Origin of the sequence: Lysinibacillus sp. FJAT-14222 (assembly GCF_001278875.1) — a bacterium.
GTDB classification, from domain to species: domain Bacteria; phylum Bacillota; class Bacilli; order Bacillales_A; family Planococcaceae; genus Lysinibacillus; species Lysinibacillus agricola.
The window spans coordinates 148939-169738 of sequence record NZ_LIYL01000021.1; the positions used below are offsets into that span (position 1 = coordinate 148939).

18 protein-coding genes are annotated in these 20800 nt (G+C 36.9%); all 18 read left to right on the forward strand.

What is annotated here, in order from left to right; all coding sequences use genetic code 11:
* The first annotated feature begins 178 nt into the window (after window positions 1-178).
* The 18 genes from AN161_RS10300 to AN161_RS10385 all read left to right on the forward strand — a co-directional run bounded on the left by AN161_RS10300 (window position 179) and on the right by AN161_RS10385 (window position 20794).
* Window positions 179-907: a GntR family transcriptional regulator gene (locus tag AN161_RS10300; RefSeq protein WP_053594262.1), complete on the forward strand. Its 729-nt coding sequence runs from the start codon at window positions 179-181 to the stop codon at window positions 905-907.
* A gap of 54 nt (window positions 908-961) precedes the next feature.
* Entirely contained in the window at window positions 962-2047 is a 1086-nt protein-coding gene (locus AN161_RS10305) for a BMP family protein (protein WP_053594263.1), read from the forward strand.
* Window positions 2048-2639: 592 nt separating this feature from the next.
* Window positions 2640-4187 (forward strand): ABC transporter ATP-binding protein, encoded by a 1548-nt coding sequence (locus AN161_RS10310; RefSeq protein WP_053594264.1) that lies wholly within the window; start codon window positions 2640-2642, stop codon window positions 4185-4187.
* Window positions 4187-5233, forward strand: coding sequence for an ABC transporter permease (locus AN161_RS10315; RefSeq protein WP_053594265.1), 1047 nt, complete (start codon window positions 4187-4189; stop codon window positions 5231-5233). Before AN161_RS10310 ends, AN161_RS10315 begins: the two co-directional genes overlap by 1 nt.
* A 1-nt stretch (window position 5234) precedes the next feature.
* Window positions 5235-6194, forward strand: a complete 960-nt coding sequence (locus tag AN161_RS10320) for an ABC transporter permease (RefSeq protein WP_053594266.1) — start codon at window positions 5235-5237, stop codon at window positions 6192-6194.
* 233 nt (window positions 6195-6427) lie between these two features.
* Window positions 6428-7699, forward strand: coding sequence for a pitrilysin family protein (locus tag AN161_RS10325; protein ID WP_053594267.1), 1272 nt, complete (start codon window positions 6428-6430; stop codon window positions 7697-7699).
* Entirely contained in the window at window positions 7696-9000 is a 1305-nt protein-coding gene (locus tag AN161_RS10330; RefSeq protein WP_053594268.1) for a pitrilysin family protein, read from the forward strand. The genes AN161_RS10325 and AN161_RS10330 overlap by 4 nt, the downstream gene beginning before the upstream one ends.
* Window positions 8997-9725, forward strand: a complete 729-nt coding sequence (locus AN161_RS10335; protein ID WP_053594269.1) for an SDR family oxidoreductase — start codon at window positions 8997-8999, stop codon at window positions 9723-9725. Before AN161_RS10330 ends, AN161_RS10335 begins: the two co-directional genes overlap by 4 nt.
* Window positions 9726-9769: 44 nt before the next feature.
* On the forward strand, window positions 9770-10027 hold the full coding sequence (locus tag AN161_RS10340) for a DUF3243 domain-containing protein (RefSeq protein ID WP_053594270.1): 258 nt from the start codon (window positions 9770-9772) through the stop codon (window positions 10025-10027).
* A gap of 228 nt (window positions 10028-10255) precedes the next feature.
* The gene (locus tag AN161_RS10345; RefSeq protein WP_053594560.1) at window positions 10256-11044 is read left to right on the forward strand and encodes a DUF3388 domain-containing protein; all 789 of its coding nucleotides are present in this window, start codon (window positions 10256-10258) and stop codon (window positions 11042-11044) included.
* Between the two features lie 25 nt (window positions 11045-11069).
* On the forward strand, window positions 11070-11984 hold the full coding sequence (locus AN161_RS10350; RefSeq protein ID WP_053594271.1) for a helix-turn-helix domain-containing protein: 915 nt from the start codon (window positions 11070-11072) through the stop codon (window positions 11982-11984).
* 50 nt (window positions 11985-12034) lie between these two features.
* Window positions 12035-12613 carry a CDP-diacylglycerol--glycerol-3-phosphate 3-phosphatidyltransferase gene (pgsA, locus tag AN161_RS10355; RefSeq protein ID WP_053594272.1) on the forward strand — a complete coding sequence of 193 codons (579 nt, stop codon included), beginning with the start codon at window positions 12035-12037 and terminating at the stop codon, window positions 12611-12613.
* A gap of 17 nt (window positions 12614-12630) precedes the next feature.
* The gene (locus AN161_RS10360; RefSeq protein ID WP_053594273.1) at window positions 12631-13890 is read left to right on the forward strand and encodes a competence/damage-inducible protein A; all 1260 of its coding nucleotides are present in this window, start codon (window positions 12631-12633) and stop codon (window positions 13888-13890) included.
* Between the two features lie 157 nt (window positions 13891-14047).
* The gene (gene recA, locus AN161_RS10365; protein ID WP_053594274.1) at window positions 14048-15115 is read left to right on the forward strand and encodes a recombinase RecA; all 1068 of its coding nucleotides are present in this window, start codon (window positions 14048-14050) and stop codon (window positions 15113-15115) included.
* Between the two features lie 743 nt (window positions 15116-15858).
* Window positions 15859-17418, forward strand: a complete 1560-nt coding sequence (rny, locus tag AN161_RS10370; RefSeq protein ID WP_053594275.1) for a ribonuclease Y — start codon at window positions 15859-15861, stop codon at window positions 17416-17418.
* Between the two features lie 359 nt (window positions 17419-17777).
* Window positions 17778-18500, forward strand: coding sequence for a Wzz/FepE/Etk N-terminal domain-containing protein (locus tag AN161_RS10375; protein WP_053594276.1), 723 nt, complete (start codon window positions 17778-17780; stop codon window positions 18498-18500).
* Window positions 18501-18647: 147 nt separating this feature from the next.
* Window positions 18648-19835: a hypothetical protein gene (locus tag AN161_RS10380; RefSeq protein WP_053594277.1), complete on the forward strand. Its 1188-nt coding sequence runs from the start codon at window positions 18648-18650 to the stop codon at window positions 19833-19835.
* The gene (locus tag AN161_RS10385) at window positions 19832-20794 is read left to right on the forward strand and encodes a glycosyltransferase family 2 protein (protein WP_053594278.1); all 963 of its coding nucleotides are present in this window, start codon (window positions 19832-19834) and stop codon (window positions 20792-20794) included. Before AN161_RS10380 ends, AN161_RS10385 begins: the two co-directional genes overlap by 4 nt.
* Window positions 20795-20800: the final 6 nt, after the last annotated feature.

A 20800-nucleotide genomic window follows, 5' to 3' on the forward strand; every position in this document is an offset into this window, starting at 1 on the left:
ATCGACAAAAAGGTGAATTATGATGTCTACATTGTGGAAGCATAAGTACAATTCAAAATTATGACGCAATTACTATAAGGCGTAATTGATTTCATTCTACAAAAATGTTATATTTATGAACGATTAGTAGGAATGTTGTACATCAGATGTCTGATCTCTGATTTTGGTGGTGATATATGTGACTATTAAAGCAGATCATCGTCATCTCTATCTTCAAGTAATTGATCGTTTAAAGTCTGACATTGAAAAAGGCATTTTTAAAGAAAATGAAAAACTGCCTTCAGAGTTTGAATTATCGAAATCACTAGGAGTCAGTCGAGCAACACTTAGAGAAGCGCTACGACTGTTGGAAGAGGAGAATGTCATTGTGCGTCGACACGGGGTAGGTACGTTTGTAAACCCTAAGCCATTGTTTACATCAGGCATCGAGCATTTATCGAGCATTTCTTCTATGATCGAAACAGCAGGTATGGAGCCCGGTTCCCGCTTTTTAAAGGCGACGGAAAACATTCCTTCTGAGGAAGATTTAAAACGCTTCCAATGTGATGACGAAGATAAAATACTCACGATTGAACGTGTCAGAACAGCGGATGGTGAGCCAGTAGTTTACTGTATAGACAGATTACCAGCAAGCTTCCTGCCAACTGACTTTGTAGAAAAAAAAGAAGTTTCACTTTTCTCTGCACTTGAACAATCCGGTAAAATTCATGTTGCCTATGCTGTAACATATATCGATCCAGTCGGGTATCATGAGCAAGCTTCACCGATTTTAAATTGCGGCCGTGAAACAGCTCTTTTAGTATTAAAGCAGTTGCATTACGATGATCATGATCAAGTAGTGCTGTATTCAAAAAATTATTTCCGAGCTGATAAATTCAGCTTCCATGTAGTTCGAAAACGGGTGTAGAACATTTCTAAATATTTTTCCTGCTAATTACAATACCTTTGGGGGGTTAACAAAATGAAAAAACGTAAATTTGGCTTAGTATTAACATCAGTATTAGCTGCAAGTGCAATCCTTGGTGCATGTGGTGAGAAAGATGACGATAAACCTGCAAAAGAAAATGAAAATGCATCAGGCGAAAGCAACAAAGAAGAAGCGTTCTCAGTTGCAATGGTTACTGACGTAGGTGGCGTTGATGATAAATCATTCAACCAATCTGCTTGGGAAGGTGTTCAAGCTTACGGTAAAGAACATGACCTAAAAAAAGGTGATGGTGGCTTTGACTACTTACAATCAAAATCAGACGCAGACTATGATTCAAATTTAAACGCATTATTACGTCGTGACTTTAACTTAATCTACGGTATTGGTTTCATGATGGAAGACGCTATAGCTGCAGTAGCTGAAGAAAATCCAGATAATAATTTCGCAATCATTGACGCTGAAGTAAAAGCAGACAATGTAGTATCTGTACTGTTCAAAGAGCAAGAAGGTGCTTACTTAGCTGGTGTAGCTGCTGCGAAAATGTCTAAATCAGGTAAAATTGGTTTTGTAGGTGGCGTAGATATTCCAGTTATCAACCGCTTCCACGCTGGTTTCGTTGAAGGTGCAAAAGCTGTAAATCCAGATATCGAAATTAAAGTAAAATACACTGGTGCATTTGATAAAGCTGACCTTGGTAAAGTTACTGCAAACAGCATGTACTCTTCAGGTGTAGATGTTATCTTCCACGCTGCTGGTGCAACTGGTAACGGTGTATTCTCTGAAGCAAAGGAACGTAAGAAAAAAGATCCTAATGCAAACATTTGGGTAATCGGAGTAGATGCTGACCAATACGAAGAAGGTAAAGTAGACGACAAAACAAATGTAACTTTAACTTCTATGTTAAAAGGTGTTAACACAGCAGTTGTAGATATTTCAAATAAAGCGAAAAACGGTGAATTCCCAGGTGGCGAAACGCTTACTTATGGCTTAGCTGAAGACGGAGTGAAACTTGCGGATTCTCGTGGTGCGATCCCAGAAGATGTTCAAACTGTCATTGACGAATATAAAGAAAAAATTGCTAAGGGTGAAATCAAAGTTCCAGAAAAAGCGGAAAAATAATTCATCTTTTGATCATCATAAGGGACTTTTAGAAGACCCTTATGATGATTTTTCAATCTATCGTTATATTTCGACTATTTACAATACTCTGTTTGACTCTATTTATCATTACCATAGAGGTAGTAATTTTATATGAGTTTATCGCAAGAATAGTAATGATGGTATCAAGTTAATAGAAGAAAGGTTTCTAACGATGACCTTTCCTGTATTAATTTATCTTCATTCAGCAAATATTTAATATCTACCTCTATTGGTGGGACAAGATATACGTGAATTTTTTGTTAATAGGGTACATAATGCCCACTGAACGAAGATAGAACCTCTGGCTGAAGTCATTGTTGTCCAAAGTGAAAAACTTTGAGCTAACAGTGACAATGGCTAGTATTTAGATTAGTTTATTAGTATCGACAAAATAATTAAAATTAAGTTTGTCTCAAACAAATCTAAATAACATTTCAATAACTGGACGCATTGTTTATCTGCGCGAAAGCGAAGTGTTAACGAAGCGTCAGTGGCAAAGCGAAAACAAAGCGACAGCCACAATTACGCCAAGGCGAAATTGATAAAAGTGCCTATTAAGGGAGTGACAAAATTGGAATACGTGATTGAGATGCTAGGAATCCGCAAAGAATTCGGTGATTTCGTGGCGAATGATAACATCACCCTCCAACTGAAAAAAGGCGAAATCCATGCATTACTTGGTGAAAATGGTGCAGGTAAATCGACTTTAATGAACGTACTTTTTGGTTTGTATCAACCAGAGGGTGGCGAAATTCGAGTTCGTGGGAAGGCTGTTAAAATTACAAACCCAAATGTGGCCAATGATTTAGGGATTGGTATGGTCCATCAACACTTTATGTTAGTGGAAAATTTTACAGTGACAGAGAACATTATTTTAGGTTCTGAACCTACAAAAATGGGAATTATCAACATTAAAGATGCAGCAAAGAAAGTACAAGCACTTTCTGAAAAATATGGTTTAGATGTTGATCCATATGCCAAAATCGAGGATATTACTGTGGGGATGCAACAGCGTGTTGAAATTTTAAAAACACTATACCGTGGTGCCGAAATTTTAATCTTTGACGAGCCTACTGCATCTTTAACACCACAGGAGATTACAGAGCTTATTCAGATCATGCGCCGCTTAATTGCAGAGGGCAAATCAATTATTTTAATTACCCATAAGCTAAAGGAAATTATGGAAGTCTCTGACCGTGTGACGATTATCCGAAAAGGTGAAGGGATTGGAACGGTTATAACTGCTGAAACAAACCCTAACCAATTAGCTGAAATGATGGTAGGTCGTCAAGTTGAATTTAAAACAGAAAAAACAGAAGCAAAACCAACTGATGAAGTGCTTACAATCGAAAACTTAGTTGTTACAGACTACCGTAATATCGATAAAGTAAAAGGCTTGAACTTAAAAGTACGTAAAGGTGAAATAGTTGGTATTGCGGGTATCGATGGCAACGGACAATCTGAGTTAATCGAAGCCATTACTGGCCTACGTAAAATAAAGAATGGTAACGTTAAATTAAATGGCAAAGATATTACAAATATGAAACCTCGAAAAATTACTGAGGAAGGCGTTGGGCATATCCCGCAAGACCGCCATAAGCACGGTTTAGTATTAGATTTCCCAATTGGCCATAATATCGTACTGCAAACATATTACCAATCTCCAATTGCTAAGGGCTTTGTCATGGACTACAACAAGGTGTCTGAAAAAGCGCGCCAAGTTATCGAAGAGTATGATGTACGTACTGGTAATGGTGAAATGACACCGGCTCGTGCCCTTTCAGGCGGGAACCAACAAAAAGCGATTATCGGTCGTGAAATTGATCGTAATCCAGACTTATTGATTGCGGCACTCCCAACACGTGGTCTTGACGTAGGGGCAATTGAATTTATTCACTCTCGCCTTATCGAGCAACGTGATAAAGGAAAAGCAGTACTGTTAATTTCATTTGAATTAGATGAGGTCATGAATGTTTCGGACCGTATTGCTGTTATATATGATGGTCAAATTGTGGATGAATTAAACCCAAAAGAAACAACAGAACAAGAGCTTGGCCTATTAATGGCAGGACAAAGTAATAAAAATAACATAAATGATGCGAAGGAGGGGAACGACTAATGTCAAATCGTGTCATTAATATACTCGTTCCTATCATCTCTATCATTATCGGTTTAATTGTTGGTGCTATCGTAATGGTAGTCAGCGGCTATGACCCAGTACAAGGTTATATTGCCCTTTGGACAGGTATTTTTGGAGATTCATATTCAATTGGGAACACAATCCGTCAAATTACACCGTACCTATTGGCAGGTCTTGCAGTGGCATTTGCCTTCCGCACAGGTTTATTCAATATCGGTGTTGAAGGTCAGCTGATTTTAGGTTGGCTAGCAGCAGCCTGGGTAGGATATGCATTTGAACTACCTAAAGTTATTCACTTACCATTAGCATTACTTGCGGCAGCTGCTGCAGGTGCATTTTGGGCCTTTATTGCAGGTTTCTTAAAAGCGAAATTTAAAGTTCACGAAGTTATAGCGACAATTATGTTAAACTACACTGCGCTTTATATTGCGAATGCAGTGATCAAAAAATTGTCTGACGGTGGCTTTAAAACAGAACGCGTTCATGAATCAGCTTCTTTACGTTCTCCGTTTTTAAGAGAGCTTACAGACAATTCAAGTCTTCACTATGGCATCATTATTGCACTGTTGATGGTAGTTGTTATGTGGTTCATTTTAGAAAAAACAACACGTGGATATGAGCTTAAAGCGGTAGGATTTAACAAGCATGCTGCAGACTATGCTGGTATGAGCGTCAACAAAAACATTATTTTAGCGATGACGATTTCAGGTATGTTCGCAGGTCTTGGTGGTGCTATGGAGGCACTAGGTACTTTCCAAAATGCTTCTATTAAAGCAGGCTTTACAGGTATAGGTTTCGATGGTATCGCCGTTGCTTTACTCGGCGCCAACACGCCACTAGGGGTAGTATTTGGGGCTTCATTATTCGGCTCACTTAAATACGGAGCACTAAATATGCCAAATGCTGCAGGTATTCCCGAGGAAATCGTATCTATTATTATCGCATTAATTATTTTCTTCGTAGCATCAGGTTATATTATTCGAGTAGCTTTACAAAAGTTAAGCAAGAAAAAGGAGGGACAATAACATGGGCTTTTTAGAAATGTTATATTTCATCATCCCTTCTGCAATTTTTTATGCAACACCTTTAATTTTTACTGCAATCGGTGGTGTATTCTCTGAACGTTCTGGTGTTGTAAACATCGGGCTAGAAGGTTTAATGATTGTTGGTGCATTTGTTGGTATTTATGTCAATTTAGAATTTGCTTCAACATTTGGTGCAGCAACAATTTGGGTGGCTATGCTGGCAGCTGTTATTATTGGAGGAATCTTCTCACTTCTCCACGCTGTTGCTTCAATTTCCTTCCGTGCTGATCAAACGGTATCAGGGGTTGCTATTAATTTATTAGGTTTAGCGGTAACTGTATTCTTAGTAAAAATGATTTATGGTAAAGGTCAAACAGATATGATTGCCCAACCAATAACTCGTTTCGCTATCCCTTATTTAAAGGATATCCCGTTCTTTGGTCCATTATTATTCCGTGATGTCTATAGTACGTCAATTTTAGCTTTTGCAGTAGCTATTGGAGCATGGTTTATCATTTATAAAACTCCATTCGGTTTACGTTTACGCGCTGTCGGAGAACATCCAATGGCTGCAGATACGATGGGCGTAAATGTTAATAGAATGCGCTATATTGCTGTTGTCATCTCTGGGGCATTAGGTGGTCTTGGTGGTGCAGTGTACGCGCAATCAATTACAGGCGATTTCTCACATGCAACAATTGCTGGTCAAGGCTTTATGGCTATTGCTGCAATGATTTTCGGGAAATGGCATCCGATCGGTGCATTAGGCGCAGCGTTATTCTTTGGAGTAGCACAAACGTTAAGTGTTGCAGGAAGCGACATTCGTTACATTCAAGATATTCCTGCTGTATACCTACAAATTTTACCGTACGTATTAACAATCTTTGCGTTAGCAGGATTTATCGGTAAAGCAAATGCGCCAAAAGCTAGTGGTCAACCTTATATTAAGGGGAAACGCTAAAAACAAGTTAGACATATACAAAGACTGGGCGAAAATGCTCAGTCTTTTTTCTTGTACATATCTCAAGCGTTTGGGAAAATGATAGTTGGAGATTGATTTTTTTCAAACAGGTTAATCAACAAACATAATCACTTTTCATATACATACTTTGGATTCTTTTTGCAATTATAGACAATAGACATGTATAGTATGTGTAGTACTTTGTTATATTAAGAAAGATAGGAGGGTTCCATATGTTTAAAACAATACCTTTTGCAAAAGGTGTCAATTTGCATATCCGACAAACGACCCAATTTAAAACCGTAAATTTTTCAATTAAATGGAGAAGAGCATTAACGGCCACAAATGCGTCTGAACGCACAGTGTTAACAAATGTCTTGCAACACAGCAATGCCAAATATACGACAACAGCCGCATTCCGAAGTTTTTTGGATGACATGTATGGCACAGTGTTATATTTTGACACATCCAAACGTGGTAATGAACATACAGTACTGATGAATGTAGAAGCTGTTAATGATCATTATTTGGCAAATACAAGTGTTTTAAATGAAGTGCTTGGTTTATTGCACACTGCAATATTTGAACCAAATCTAGAAAACGGTGTATTTAAGGAATCTATTGTAGAACGTGAAAAGAAAACGGTCATCCAACGTATCGAATCCATTTTTGACGATAAATCTCGTTTTGCACAGCAACGCCTTCAGCAAATTTTACGTCCGAATGAACCGGCCTCTATTTCTGCTAATGGAACTGTAGAGGACATTCAAAAAATTACCTCTACATCATTGTTTGAAGCATATCAATCCATGCTTGCTGACGATAAAATAGACATTTATATTGCAGGTGATATAAATGAAGGTGAAATCGTGGCGAAACTGAAAGAAGCGCTCCCATTTAATGATCGTACATTTGAAGAAATCCCTGCTGTGCTTCCGCAACAGCATCCACAAAATGATTATGTACGTGAACAACAAGAAATGAAGCAAGGAAAGCTGCATATTGGCTTTAGTACACCAGTACGATTTGGCGGTCCTGACTTCGCAAAAATGCAAATCTTTAACGGCGTATTCGGTGGCTATCCACATGCCAAATTATTTATGAATGTTCGTGAAAAGGAAAGTTTAGCCTACTATGCGTCAAGCTCATATGCATCACATTATGGTTTAGTCTTTGTTGTGTCAGGGATTGAACCAAAGAATGAAGAAAAAGCGCTATCACTTATTAAGGAACAACTTGCTGTTATGCAAGCGGGCGATATTACAGATTTGGAAATAGAACAAACAAAGGCAATGCTGACAAATCAGCTAAAAGAAGCATTAGATTCTGCCCGTGGACAAATAGAAATTTTTGACCAATATAAAGATTTACCTGAGGAATTCTCTGTTGAAGCTTGGGCCAATAAATGGAAAGCTGTTACGAAGGAAGATGTTGTTGAGATGGCGAAGCAAGTACAGCTAGAAGCGGTCTATTTCTTATGTGGAAAGGAGCAAGCCGCACAATGAAAACAATTGAATTCAAACAATTAGATGAAACATTGTATTATGAAAAACTAGAGAATGGCTTAGATGTCTATATTTTACCGAAAAAAGGCTTTTCAAAAACGTTTGTGACGTTCACAACTAAGTACGGCTCTGTTGACCGTACATTTGTGCCAATGGGTGACACGGAAAGCATTACAGTACCAGATGGCATTGCCCACTTTTTAGAGCATAAAATGTTTGAAAAAGAAGATGGCGATGTATTCCAAAAGTTTAGTGAATTCGGCGCTTCAGCCAATGCCTTTACATCGTTTACACGTACAGCGTATTTATTTTCATCAACAGACAATATTTATAAAAGTACAGATACATTATTAAATTTTGTCCAAGAGCCTTACTTTACAGAAGCAACAGTCAATAAAGAGAAGGGCATTATTGGGCAGGAAATTACGATGTACGATGATCAGCCAGATTGGCGTCTATATTTTGGAGCAATCGAAAATATGTATCATAATCACCCAGTAAAAATTGATATCGCTGGTACAATAGAATCGATTGACGGTATTACTGCGGACCATTTATATACGTGCTACAATACATTTTATCATCCATCCAATATGTTATTATTTGTCATTGGTGCAGTAGATCCTAATGAAATGATGACGTTTATTCGTGACAATCAAAACAAAAAAGAATTCCCTGAACCAACACCAATTCAACGCTTCTTTGATCAAGAGCCGACAGAGGTTGCTATCAAAGATCGTGCATTGCATATGGATGTACAAAAGCCAAAAGTATATATTGGCTTAAAAGCAAAAGAAACAAATCTTTCTGGTCGTGACATGTTAAAGCATGAGCTATCTGTTCAAATTGCACTTGAACTTATTTTTGGACGTACATCTAATTTTTATGAGCGTGTCTATGAAGATGGCTTGATTGATGAAACGTATGCATTTGATTTTACGTTAGAAAATGGTTTTGGTTTTGCTTTAATTGGCTCAGATACTACAGAACCCGCTGCATTAGAAAAAGCTATTAAGGAAGAATTAGCAAAGTATGATGGAGATGCACAAAAATTTGAAAGTGCCGATTTAGAACGAGTGAAACGTAAAAAAATTGGTTTCTTCTTACGTGCACTAAACTCTATTGAATTTATTGCTAATCAATTTACACGTTATTCGTTTAATGATATGAATTTGTTCGATGTCGTGCCTGTACTAGAAGAACTAACGATTGAAGATTTGAAAAAAGCATTTTCTTCGATTCAAGGCGAGTCTCAACAAACTGTCTTTAAAATTTTACCTACAGAGAAGGGTGTACAGTGAAAAAGTTTGCCCTCGTGTTAGGTGCATCGGGTGGGATTGGCCGTACTATTTGTCAGAGTCTGGCAGAAGATGGTTGGTCCATCTACATACACTTTTCAAACAATGAGAAAGCGGCACAGGCTTTATATTGTTCTCTTTCAGAAAACTTCCCTGCACAGGAGTTTATGCTTGTACAGGGAGATTTTTCGAAAGTATCTGGGGCACAATTGCTAGCATCGCAAATTTTTAATGTACAAGCGATTGTTTTTGCAAATGGTCAGGCACATTATTCTCTACTTGAAGATACTACGGTGGAGGATATGGATGCATTATGGCGTGTCCATGTGCAAAATCCAATGCGTCTAACGGCATTGCTTTCATCAAAGCTTCGCGCTCATGATGTCAGCTACGTGCTTTTTATCGGTTCCATTTGGGGAGAGGCTGGATCGGCAGGTGAAGCACTTTACGCCACTGTGAAGGGCGCCCAACATGCCTTTGTGAAGTCATATGCGAAAGAAGCGGCATTGTCACGAATTCGTGTCAATGCCATTGCACCAGGCTTTATTAATACTTCGATGAACAGTCATTTAAGTGAAGATGAGCTTGAATATATTTTAGAGGACATTCCGTTAGGTACAATAGGACAAACAACGGATGTTGCTGAAATGGTGCGCTTCTATCTTTCTGGAAAAGCAGATTATGTAACGGGGCAAATAATTCGATTAAATGGAGGCTGGTACATATAATATTCTTTTTTGCACATACTACATGTGTAAAGGAGGAGGAACATATGACCATTTTAGAAAACTGGCAAAAATGGACATCGTTTTTAGGACAAAATGTTATGCAAGCAGAATCAAGCGGTATGCCAAAGAAAATGATTCAACAAGCTGCTGTACAAATTGGGGAATATTTGGCGACAAATGTCGATCCTAAAAATGAACAAGAGCGAGTGCTGTCGGATTTATGGAGCGTTGCCTCTGAAGATGAAAAACATGCATTGGCGAATTGTGTCGTTAAACTTGTACAAAATAAGCATGTGCAGTAAAACAAAGAGGAGAGCCCATCTCCTCTTTTTTCTATATAAAAAGCATTTTTTGTATGAAAAAGGGAACGTATGTAAGCCTTATTTTGAACTCTCAAAAAAAAAATAGTAAGTTTTTAAAAATAACACCATAATTCCATATATTCTAACTTTCCATTACATAAAAAATCAGCTATGATGGAACTTATAAAGGATTTTTTACGTTAACTAATAGGAAGGGAACGAGTGTGTTTGAGCGATTGGTACTTTGAATATGAAATTCAGGTGAATCGCCCTGGATTATTAGGAGATATTGCTTCACTTTTAGGGATGCTTCGTGTCAATATTATTTCAATAAATGGTGTCGATGAGGATCGACGTGGTATGTTAGTGCATACAGACAATGATGGAGCAATTGAGCGTTTTCGTACAATTGTTTCGACAATGGAACATATTAACGTGACCAAATTTCGACAACCAAAACTCCGTGATCGTTTAGCCCTTAGGCACGGTCATTATATTCCTCGAGATGCAGATGAAAAAAATACCTTCCGCTTTGTTCGAGATGAACTTGGTATTTTAGTTGACTTTATGGCTGAGCTCTTTAAAAAAGAAGGGCATAAGCTCATTGGAATACGTGGAATGCCTCGTGTTGGGAAAACCGAGTCGATTGTAGCGGCAAGTGTATGTGCCAATAAAAAATGGATTTTTTTATCATCTACAATGATCAAGCAGACTGTTCGCAATAAACTTGCTGGTGATGAATTCAGTGACAATAATATTTTTATATTAGATGGTATTGTGACAAGACGTTCATCTGATGAACGGCATTTGCAACTAGTGCGTGAAATGATGAGTATGCCTTCCATTAAGGTCGTCGAGCATCCAGATATGTTTGTTCAGCATTCAGAATATAAGATTGAGGATTTTGATTATATCATTGAATTACGTCATCACCCAGATGAAGAAATTACGTACGAAATAATGGAAAAAAATCACATGATGTCCGAATCCAATTCATTTGGAGGATTTAATTTTTAATTTGATATTAAAGTAGGTGTTATGAGTGGCAGAATTAGGGACTCGACTGAAAGAGGCGAGACTGTCTAAAGGCTACAGCTTAGACGATTTGCAAGAAATAACGAAAATACAAAAGCGTTATTTAGTAGGTATTGAAGAGGGCAATTTTTCGATTATGCCTGGTTCGTTTTATGTACGAGCTTTTATTAAACAATATGCAGACGCTGTTGGTTTGAACGCAGAGGAAATTTTAGAAACTTATAAAAACGAACTGCCAGGTACGCCAAACGAGCAAGTAAACCAATCGTTGACGAATAATCCAAGCAGAAGAAAAGTTTCCAAGGGCCCTTCCAATAAAATGATGGAGGCAATGCCGAAAATAATCGTTGGTTTATTTATTATTGTTATTATTGTGGCAATTTGGGTGCTAGGGCAATCTAAAATTAAATCGGGGCAAGACGATCATGACGATACCCCACCAGAAATGGAATATGATACAAAAGCAAATCCAATCGATAGTCAAAAAGATAAAGAAAATGAAGATAAAAAAGCTCAAACAACTGGTAAACAAGACTCAACAGATTCAAAAGATTCAGCAAAGGAAACACCTGATGAAAAGCAAGCTGAAGAGGTTAAGCAAACGATTTCAGCAGGGACTATTGAAGCAGATGGGGCAACAACTTCTTATACGTTAACAGGTACAGATTCTCTTAAAATACGTATTGAGGTATCAGGTCCTACATTTATCGGTATTCGAAACCAACAGCAACAAGAAGTATTAACAGAAACACGTGTATATAATGCAGGAGAAGTTGTAGAATTCGACGCAACATCTCAAAACTACGCTCGTATCCGTTTAGGTAATTCAACGCAAGCTAAGGTATACATTAATGACGAGCTTTTAACGTATGCACAGCAAATTGTAACGCAAAACATCGTCATCAATTTCAATAAAGAATAGTAGTCATCTAGTGATGGCTACTTTCTTTCATCATGAAAGGTGTTAGAAAAATGAACATTCCAAATAAAATTACCATCTCTCGAATCATACTTATTCCGTTCTTTGTCATTGTTATGATGTTTGATTTCAACTGGGGAACAATGTCACTATTCGGTGCGAAGATGCCTGTTCATCATTTTGTAGGTGCACTTATTTTTATTTTTGCTTCAACAACTGATTGGGTGGATGGTTATTATGCACGTAAGTATAATCTTGTGACGACGTTTGGGAAATTTTTAGACCCGCTAGCTGATAAGTTACTTGTATCAGCAGCATTTATTTTAATGGTTGAACTCGATATGGCATCATCTTGGATAGTCATCTTAATTATTAGCCGTGAGTTTGCGGTAACTGGTTTACGATTAATTTTGGCTGGAGAAGGCGAAGTCGTAGCAGCAAACCAGCTTGGTAAAATAAAAACATGGACGCAAATAGTGGCCATCGCAGCAGCACTTTTACACAATACAATCTTTACACTTATTGGTATTCCATTTAATACAATTATGCTATATATTGCATTGTTCTTCACACTGTGGTCTGGATGGGATTATTTCTATCTAAATCGACGTGTCTTACTTGAGTCTAAATAAGAAAGGTCTTGGGGATCATGAATGCTGAAATTCTTGCAGTTGGCTCAGAGTTATTGCTTGGTCAGATTACGAATACAAATGCGAGATTTATTTCGAGTCAGTTGTCGGAGTTAGGGATAAATGTGTTTTATCACACTGTTGTTGGAGATAATGCAAAACGTTTAGAAGAGGCTATTTCCGTTGCAGAGACTCGTGCTGATTTAATCATTTTCTCTGGTGGGCTTGGTCCTACAAAGGATGATTTAACAAAGGAAACGATTGCTCGTCATCTTGGTGTTCCTCTCGAATTTGATGATATCGCACTGACATATATTGAGCAATTTTTTGCAAAACGAGGACGTCCAATGACGGACAATAATCGTAAGCAAGCTTTAGTATTAGCAGGTAGTGAAGTATTAGCAAACCATCACGGTATGGCACCTGGCATGATATTAACAAAAGATAGGCGTACGTATATTTTGCTGCCAGGGCCACCCAAAGAGCTTGAGCCAATGTTCCAATTTGAAGCAAAACCAAAGCTTGGTGTGATGTTGAATGCCGGAGGGGTTATTGCATCACATGTTATGCGCTTTTACGGTATCGGAGAAGCGGAACTTGAGGTACGGATCCAAGATATTTTAGATGCTCAAACAAATCCAACTATTGCTCCTCTTGCTTCGGACGGCGAGGTTACATTGCGTGTAACTGCCAAGGCAGAAACCGAGCAAGAAGCGCAGCAGCTTATTGCCACAAAGGTAGCAGAGATTCAAGCGCTTGTTGGTGACTTTCAATATGGTATAGATGATGATTCTCTTGCCTCTAAAACTGTAGAAATGTTACTAGATAATAAGTTAACAATTTCTGCGGCAGAAAGTTTAACAGCAGGGTTATTTCAGTCAGAGCTTGCTGAGATACCGGGTGTAGGAGATGCCCTTGTTGGTGGCGTTGTTACGTATACAGAAGAGGCTAAGATTAAGCAGCTCGGTATTACTAAAGAATTATTAGATACACATGGTATTGTAAGCAGTGAGTGTGCAGCCGCTATGGCTAGTGCTGTGCGTGAAAAAATCGGTACTACTATTGGTATTGGATTAACAGGTGCAGCAGGTCCTACAGCACACGATCATCAGCCAGTAGGGACGGTTTGGATTGGTATTGCTATTGGCGATGAAGAACCAATTACGTATTTGCTTCATTTATCGGGCATGCGCAATACGAATCGACTTCGCGCGGTGAAGTTTACATGTCATTATTTAATGCAACTTTTGGAAGAACGAGGCTTTACAAAACGCTATTAATAGATATGAAAATAGAAATTTGGGTTGAAAAAGATACCCAAATTTTTATTTTGGATAAAATCGAATAAATGTTCGCTTTTTTCTTGCGTGTTCTCTTAAAAACAAGTATAGTAGAGAAAGAGAAAAACAGTGAACAGTTTTCGAAGGAGGAAAATGAATGAGTGATCGTAAAGCAGCCTTAGAACAGGCGTTAAAACAAATTGAAAAGAATTTTGGTAAAGGTTCTATCATGAAACTTGGCGAAAAAACCGATTTAGAAATCGCTACATCTTCAAGTGGTTCGTTAGCACTTGATGCTGCATTAGGTGTTGGTGGTTATCCACGTGGACGTATTATTGAAGTATATGGCCCGGAATCATCAGGTAAAACAACGGTTGCTTTACATGCTATTGCAGAAGTGCAAGCAAATGGCGGACAAGCTGCTTTTATCGATGCTGAGCATGCTTTAGATCCAATCTATGCACAAAAATTGGGCGTCAATATTGATGAGCTTCTATTATCGCAACCAGATACAGGAGAGCAAGCACTTGAGATTGCAGAAGCATTAGTACGTAGTGGTGCTATCGATATCATCGTTATTGACTCTGTAGCAGCATTAGTTCCAAAAGCTGAAATTGAAGGGGATATGGGTGATTCACATGTCGGTCTACAAGCTCGTTTAATGTCTCAAGCATTACGTAAGCTTTCAGGTGCTATCAATAAATCAAAAACGATTGCTATTTTCATTAACCAAATACGTGAAAAAATCGGTGTTATGTTCGGAAACCCAGAAACAACACCTGGTGGTCGTGCGCTTAAATTCTATAGCTCCGTTCGCTTAGAAGTACGTCGTGCAGAAGCTATTAAACAAGGCAATGACATTATGGGTAACCGTACAAAAATTAAAATTGTGAAAAACAAAGTAGCACCACCATTCCGTACAGCTGAAGTCGATATTATGTACGGTGAAGGAATTTCAAAAGAGGGCGAAACAGTCGATTTAGGTGTTGAACTAGACATCGTTCAAAAAAGCGGTTCTTGGTATGCTTACGGTGATGAGCGCCTAGGTCAAGGTCGTGAAAATGCCAAACAGTATTTAAAAGAAAATCCAGCAGTACTTGACGACATTGCGAATAAAATCCGTGCTTCTTACGGTATTGCATCTTCTTCATATACTATTGCGGCTCATGGTGAAGAGGAAGAAATGGATGATGAATTAAAGCTTCTTCTTGAAGACGAAAAATAAATAAATCAATTATGCCTCGGCATAATTGCGTTCGGATTTGGCTTTGTGCTTGCACTTGCACAAAGCACTCCTTTCCGAATTCGTAACATCCGCCGGAGGCTTTAAAAGGAAAATGCATTGTTCCCACTCTTAGAGTGAGAGCAATGCATTTTCCTTTTATATTTACATATACTAGGAAATTCGGTTCTATAAAATTTGTTGGAAATCCATACGATTTATGATGAAGGCAAATGCCCCGGCACTTTTGCCGAAAAACTGGCTTTTTAGTTGGTCGGCGGAAAGGGAGGGGGAGTCGCCAGAACGTTTCCTGTAAGCTACGCATTGTTCTAATAGAAAAGCGACGGATAGCCTCATCGAAATCACGGTTTGAACGTCATCAAGAGAGGGGAGGGAAGTTTACATTGTTCCTCCACCCGAACTTTTATGTACGCCGAGGATATAAGGCTTTTAGCAAAAATAAATAGTCTGTAAAATATTTCCTAAGCACTACTTTTCTTTTATTTTTGTAAAAAGTAAAATGTGGGTTAGTGTAAAAGTATTAGGGAATTAATTCTCTTAATGGATATGACTGACTTTTTTTCTTTCGAAGGGCGAACAGATGCCCGACTATCCTTGACAGAGTTTAAGCCTAGTTATACAATTAAATATGTATAATTTCTGAATTATGACTTTAAATAGGCACTGCAATTTTTGTATGCGCCGACTGAAACTGTATTACCCAAATAGCAAGAGGAGGTGTTCATATGGATGGAATTACTATCATCTCCGCTTTGCTTGGACTCATCGTTGGTGCCGCTGTTAGCTATATCTACATGAAAAAAGTGAATGACTCAAAAATCACTGGTGCTAAACATGTCGCTGAAACAATCGTTGAAGAAGGAAAACGAGAAGCGGAGGCATTGAAGAAAGAAGCACTACTTGAAGCCAAAGATGAAACTCACAAATTTCGTAATGAAGCAGAAAATGACATTCGTGAACGTCGTTTAGAACTTCAAAAACAAGAGAACCGTTTATTGCAAAGAGAAGAGAATCTTGATCGCAAAGATGATGCTCTAAATAAGAGAGAAGCAGGCTTAGAGCGTAAAGAACAAGCTCTAGCTGAAAGACAACAGCATATTGAACAGATGGAGAGCAAAGTGGACGAGCTCGTTGCCTTGCAAAAAACAGAGCTAGAGCGTATTTCAGCTTTAACTAGAGATGAAGCAAAAGCTATTATCTTAGGAGAAGTAGAAAAAGAGCTAGCGACTGATATTGCTGTGATGACGAAGGAAGCTGAGACACGTGCAAAAGAAGACTCAGATAAAAAAGCACGTGAAATTTTATCACTGGCGCTGCAACGTTTTGCAGCAGACCACGTTGCAGAAACAACAGTATCTGTCGTGAACTTGCCTAATGATGAAATGAAAGGTCGTATTATAGGTCGTGAAGGTCGTAATATCCGTACGCTGGAAACGCTAACAGGTATAGATTTAATTATTGATGATACTCCAGAGGCGGTTATTTTATCAGGCTTTGATCCAATTCGTCGTGAAACGGCTCGACTCGCACTTGAAAAACTTGTACAGGATGGCCGTATTCACCCTGCTCGAATTGAGGAAATGGTGGAAAAAGCTCGTCGTGAAGTGGATGAACAAATCCGCGAAACAGGTGAGCAAACAACATTTGAAATTGGCATTCATAACTTACATCCAGATTTAATGAAGATTTTAGGCCGCATGAAATATCGTACAAGCTATGGACAAAACGTCCTAAAACATTCAATAGAGGTTGCATATTTAGCAGGCTTGCTCGCTGCTGAACTTGGTGAAGATGTAGCATTAGCTCGCCGTGCAGGTTTATTACATGATATTGGTAAAGCAATTGACCATGAAGTTGAAGGTAGCCACGTCGAAATCGGTGTGGAGTTAGCAACAAAATACAAAGAACATCCGGTCGTAATAAACAGCATTGCTTCTCACCATGGTGATACAGAGGCAACATCTGTAATCGCCGTTTTAGTAGCTGCAGCGGATGCATTATCAGCAGCTCGTCCAGGTGCTCGAAGTGAGACACTTGAAAACTATATCCGAAGACTTGAAAAGTTAGAGGAAATTTCCGAAAGCTATGATGGTGTAGAAAAATCCTTTGCAATTCAGGCTGGTCGTGAAATCCGTATTATTGTACAACCTGAAAAAATTGATGACTTGGCTTCACATCGCTTAGCGAGAGATATCCGTAAGCGAATTGAAGAAGAACTTGATTACCCAGGTCATATTAAAGTAACGGTTATTCGTGAAACACGTGCCGTGGAATATGCGAAATAGAAAAGAAAATGAAAGGCTTCCTTTGACATAGGTCAAAGGAAGCTTTTTTATTACAAAAAAATAAAGTTCCTATCATCAAAATCTAGTATCTGTCCCCAAGTTTGAAGTCACGGTCTGCTCCCTCAGGTGAGAGTGTGTTAGAGACTTAGACTTCAGAAGCCACTTTCATTTGTAGACAGCCACAAATTCATTTTCTTAGTATTTTAGATTTGGTTATTTTTAATAAAATTTCAACATAGATTAAAAAAGGGACATTTTTATTTAGGTAGAGAGTATATATAGCGATTTACATAAATTTGGAAATTAACACAAGTGGAATTCTAATAGGATTTGTACCAATAAAAGGGGATGGATATTAAATGGATGAGGTTGTTAGTTTACAAAAAGTATTTCAGATTATAAAAAACAAAAAATGGTTAATAACAGGCATTGTATTGCTCGCTATCATTGCTTCTACAGTGTTAAATTATTTCTATATAACTCCAGAATATGAAGCTTCTACTCAGATTTTAGTAAATCAAAAAGGAAAAGACAGTGAATATGTAGGCGTTGATAAAATACAGGCAAATCTTCAATTAATTAACACTTATAACGTCATTATCAAAAGCCCAGTTATTTTAACAAAAGTAATTGAGAAACTTGACCTTGAAACAACATCAGAAGAACTTACCAAACAAATAAATGTATTAAATACTGATGATTCTCAAGTAGTAAATATTAGTGTTAGAGATGAAGATTATGATAAAGCCATAGCCATTGCCAATACAGTTGCGGAAGTATTCAAAAGCGAAATCCAAATTTTAATGAATATTAATAATGTAAATGTTCTTTCTTCAGCTCAACCAACAAAAAACCCAACACCCGTCTCTCCGAATACTTACTTAAATATAACGATTGCAGTAGTAATAGGTCTTATTATCGGTATAGGACTAGCCTTCATATTAGATTATATTGATACAACTATTAAAAGTGAAGAATATATAGAGGAAACCTTGGATTTACCGATTATAGGAATTGTGTGCTCAATCCCCGATAATAAAAGTCAAAAAAAGGTTTTTAGAAGTAGAAGTAGATCATTTTAACATATTTATTTATTTAAAAGTAATATGCGCGAAGGCTAATAGTGAATGAAACGACATAAGAAAAATAAACCATCAAGACCTAATTGATAAGTGTAAGATATCCGCATAATTCATACAAAAATGAATGGATAGGAGGGACAGAAGTTAATGAAAATATTGTTTATAGCTGCACAGTCGTTATTTTCAAATTCTTCAGTAACATTAATGAATTTAGGTTTTATTGAAGCCTTGATATTGAATGGCTGTAAAGTCGATGTCATCACTTCTGAATTGCCTGAAAAGCATATTTCGCAGGATGAAGGTATTAAATTGCCTGATATAAATAGTTTAACGGCATATCCTATTGGAGGAGCATATAACATTTTTAGTAGCAAGAAATCTTCCGCCACTCCACAAATCTTTCAAAGTATAACACGGTTAATAAAAGATTCAATTAAGTATACTTACTCATTATTTACCATATATGACCATCAACTTAGGTGGATTAACAATGTAGATAATATAGAAAATAATAATGTTAACTATGATTATATTATTTCATCTTCTGATCCAAAGCATGCTCATTTATTTTCATTAAAAATGATTCAACAAAAAAAAGTGAATTATAAAAAGTGGATTCAAATATGGGGAGATCCTTTTAGTTTAGATATTACGAATAGAAACCCAATAGTAATTAATCGAATGAGAAAAGAAGAAAAATACCTATTTGAATGTGCAGATAAAGTTTTATTTGTATCTCCCTTTACAGCTCAAAAATATCAAGCTCTTTATCAGGAACTAAATCATAAAATTGATTTTATTTTAATCCCTTATTTAACTACTGACGATCAAAAAAGTGGAAATGATAAGGAGATAACATTTGGATATTTTGGGGATTATAGCTCCCATATTAGAAATTTAAAGCCATGTTATGATGCAATGAATGAACTAAACTATAACTTTGTTGTTAGAGGAGATTCTGATATTAAACTGAAAAGCACAAAAATGATTGATATAGGACCACGCATCAACTTAGAAAAGTTGAGAGAACTAGAAAAAAATACAGATATTTATATTCATCTATGTAACCTTAAAGGTAGTCAAATACCAGCTAAATTATATTATTATTCTGGATCGAAAAAGCCTATTCTCTTCATATTAGATGGCGAAAAAGAGGAACTCCGAAAATTTTATAGTCAATATAATCGTTATATTTTTTGTGAAAATAACGTTGAATCTATAAAAGAAGCCCTAAGATTTATAAATGAAAATTATAAAAAAATAATCTATCCAACAGTGAGAGAGTTTGCACCAACGTATATCGGACATGAACTTATAAGGAAGATGCAGCAATGAGTGCTCCTAATGATTTTATAAGTATTATTATCCCTGTTTACAATATAGAAAATTATATAACGAGATGTCTACAATCACTTCAAAAACAGACAATACAACACTTTGAAATCATTGTAATTGATGACGGTTCAACGGATGGCTCGAAAAATAATATAGTCCAGCTTGCTACAAAGGATCATCGAATAAAATATTATTATCAAGAAAATAAAGGAGTAAGTTCTGCAAGAAATAAGGGCTTAGCTTTAGCAGAAGGCACTTACATTATTTTTATAGATGGAGATGATTTTGTACATGAAAATTTCCTATATGAGATATGTAAAGAAATACATTCATGTAATGTGCTGGCTATAATAACGAATATTCTACCGAAATCCAATGCTACAGAGAAGGAAAGGTTAAAGGCAGAAGAGGCATTTAATCGAATTTTAGAAGGATCCTTCGATCGGACAGCGTGTGGAATATTATTTCGGAAAGCAGTAATTGAAGAATTTAATTTAACTTTTGATGAAGATATTCAATATGGAGAAGACATGGTCTTTACATTGAAATATCTAAATTGTCATAAAATTGATGAAGTGGTTTTTCTTAATAAGAACATGTATGTAGTTGAAGAAAGGCAAAATTCTTCAATGAGAGTCGCAGATCCTTATTTTTATAAAAAAACACTGCATTTAAAAAACATATTAGAGTGTTATTTTATGAATAAGAACTCTTCTATTGAAACAATATCATTATTTAATAGGTATTTTATGGGGGACTATCTTTTAGCTAACAGTAAATTGTTAACATTAGAAATTTCAAAAAATAAAAAGAAAACAGTTTTAAAAGAGCAACGATTTGAATATGTTATTGATGTCTCGACTGTGCCCCTAACTATAGAAAAAATAAAATACAATATCATAAGAAAGGTCAATATAGGAATTGTACTATTTTTATTCAAAATAAAAAACACTGTTTGAGGGTGT

Bases quoted from the DNA above. Each gene is read 5' to 3' on its own strand.
- AN161_RS10305 (WP_053594263.1), top strand. From the start codon at position 962: ATGAAAAAACGTAAATTTGGCTTAGTATTAACATCAGTATTAGCTGCA.
- AN161_RS10315 (WP_053594265.1), top strand. From the start codon at position 4,187: ATGTCAAATCGTGTCATTAATATACTCGTTCCTATCATCTCTATCATT.
- AN161_RS10320 (WP_053594266.1), top strand. From the start codon at position 5,235: ATGGGCTTTTTAGAAATGTTATATTTCATCATCCCTTCTGCAATTTTT.
- AN161_RS10325 (WP_053594267.1), top strand. From the start codon at position 6,428: ATGTTTAAAACAATACCTTTTGCAAAAGGTGTCAATTTGCATATCCGA.
- AN161_RS10330 (WP_053594268.1), top strand. From the start codon at position 7,696: ATGAAAACAATTGAATTCAAACAATTAGATGAAACATTGTATTATGAA.
- AN161_RS10340 (WP_053594270.1), top strand. From the start codon at position 9,770: ATGACCATTTTAGAAAACTGGCAAAAATGGACATCGTTTTTAGGACAA.
- pgsA (WP_053594272.1), top strand. From the start codon at position 12,035: ATGAACATTCCAAATAAAATTACCATCTCTCGAATCATACTTATTCCG.
- AN161_RS10360 (WP_053594273.1), top strand. From the start codon at position 12,631: ATGAATGCTGAAATTCTTGCAGTTGGCTCAGAGTTATTGCTTGGTCAG.
- recA (WP_053594274.1), top strand. From the start codon at position 14,048: ATGAGTGATCGTAAAGCAGCCTTAGAACAGGCGTTAAAACAAATTGAA.
- rny (WP_053594275.1), top strand. From the start codon at position 15,859: ATGGATGGAATTACTATCATCTCCGCTTTGCTTGGACTCATCGTTGGT.
- AN161_RS10375 (WP_053594276.1), top strand. From the start codon at position 17,778: ATGGATGAGGTTGTTAGTTTACAAAAAGTATTTCAGATTATAAAAAAC.
- AN161_RS10380 (WP_053594277.1), top strand. From the start codon at position 18,648: ATGAAAATATTGTTTATAGCTGCACAGTCGTTATTTTCAAATTCTTCA.
- AN161_RS10385 (WP_053594278.1), top strand. From the start codon at position 19,832: ATGAGTGCTCCTAATGATTTTATAAGTATTATTATCCCTGTTTACAAT.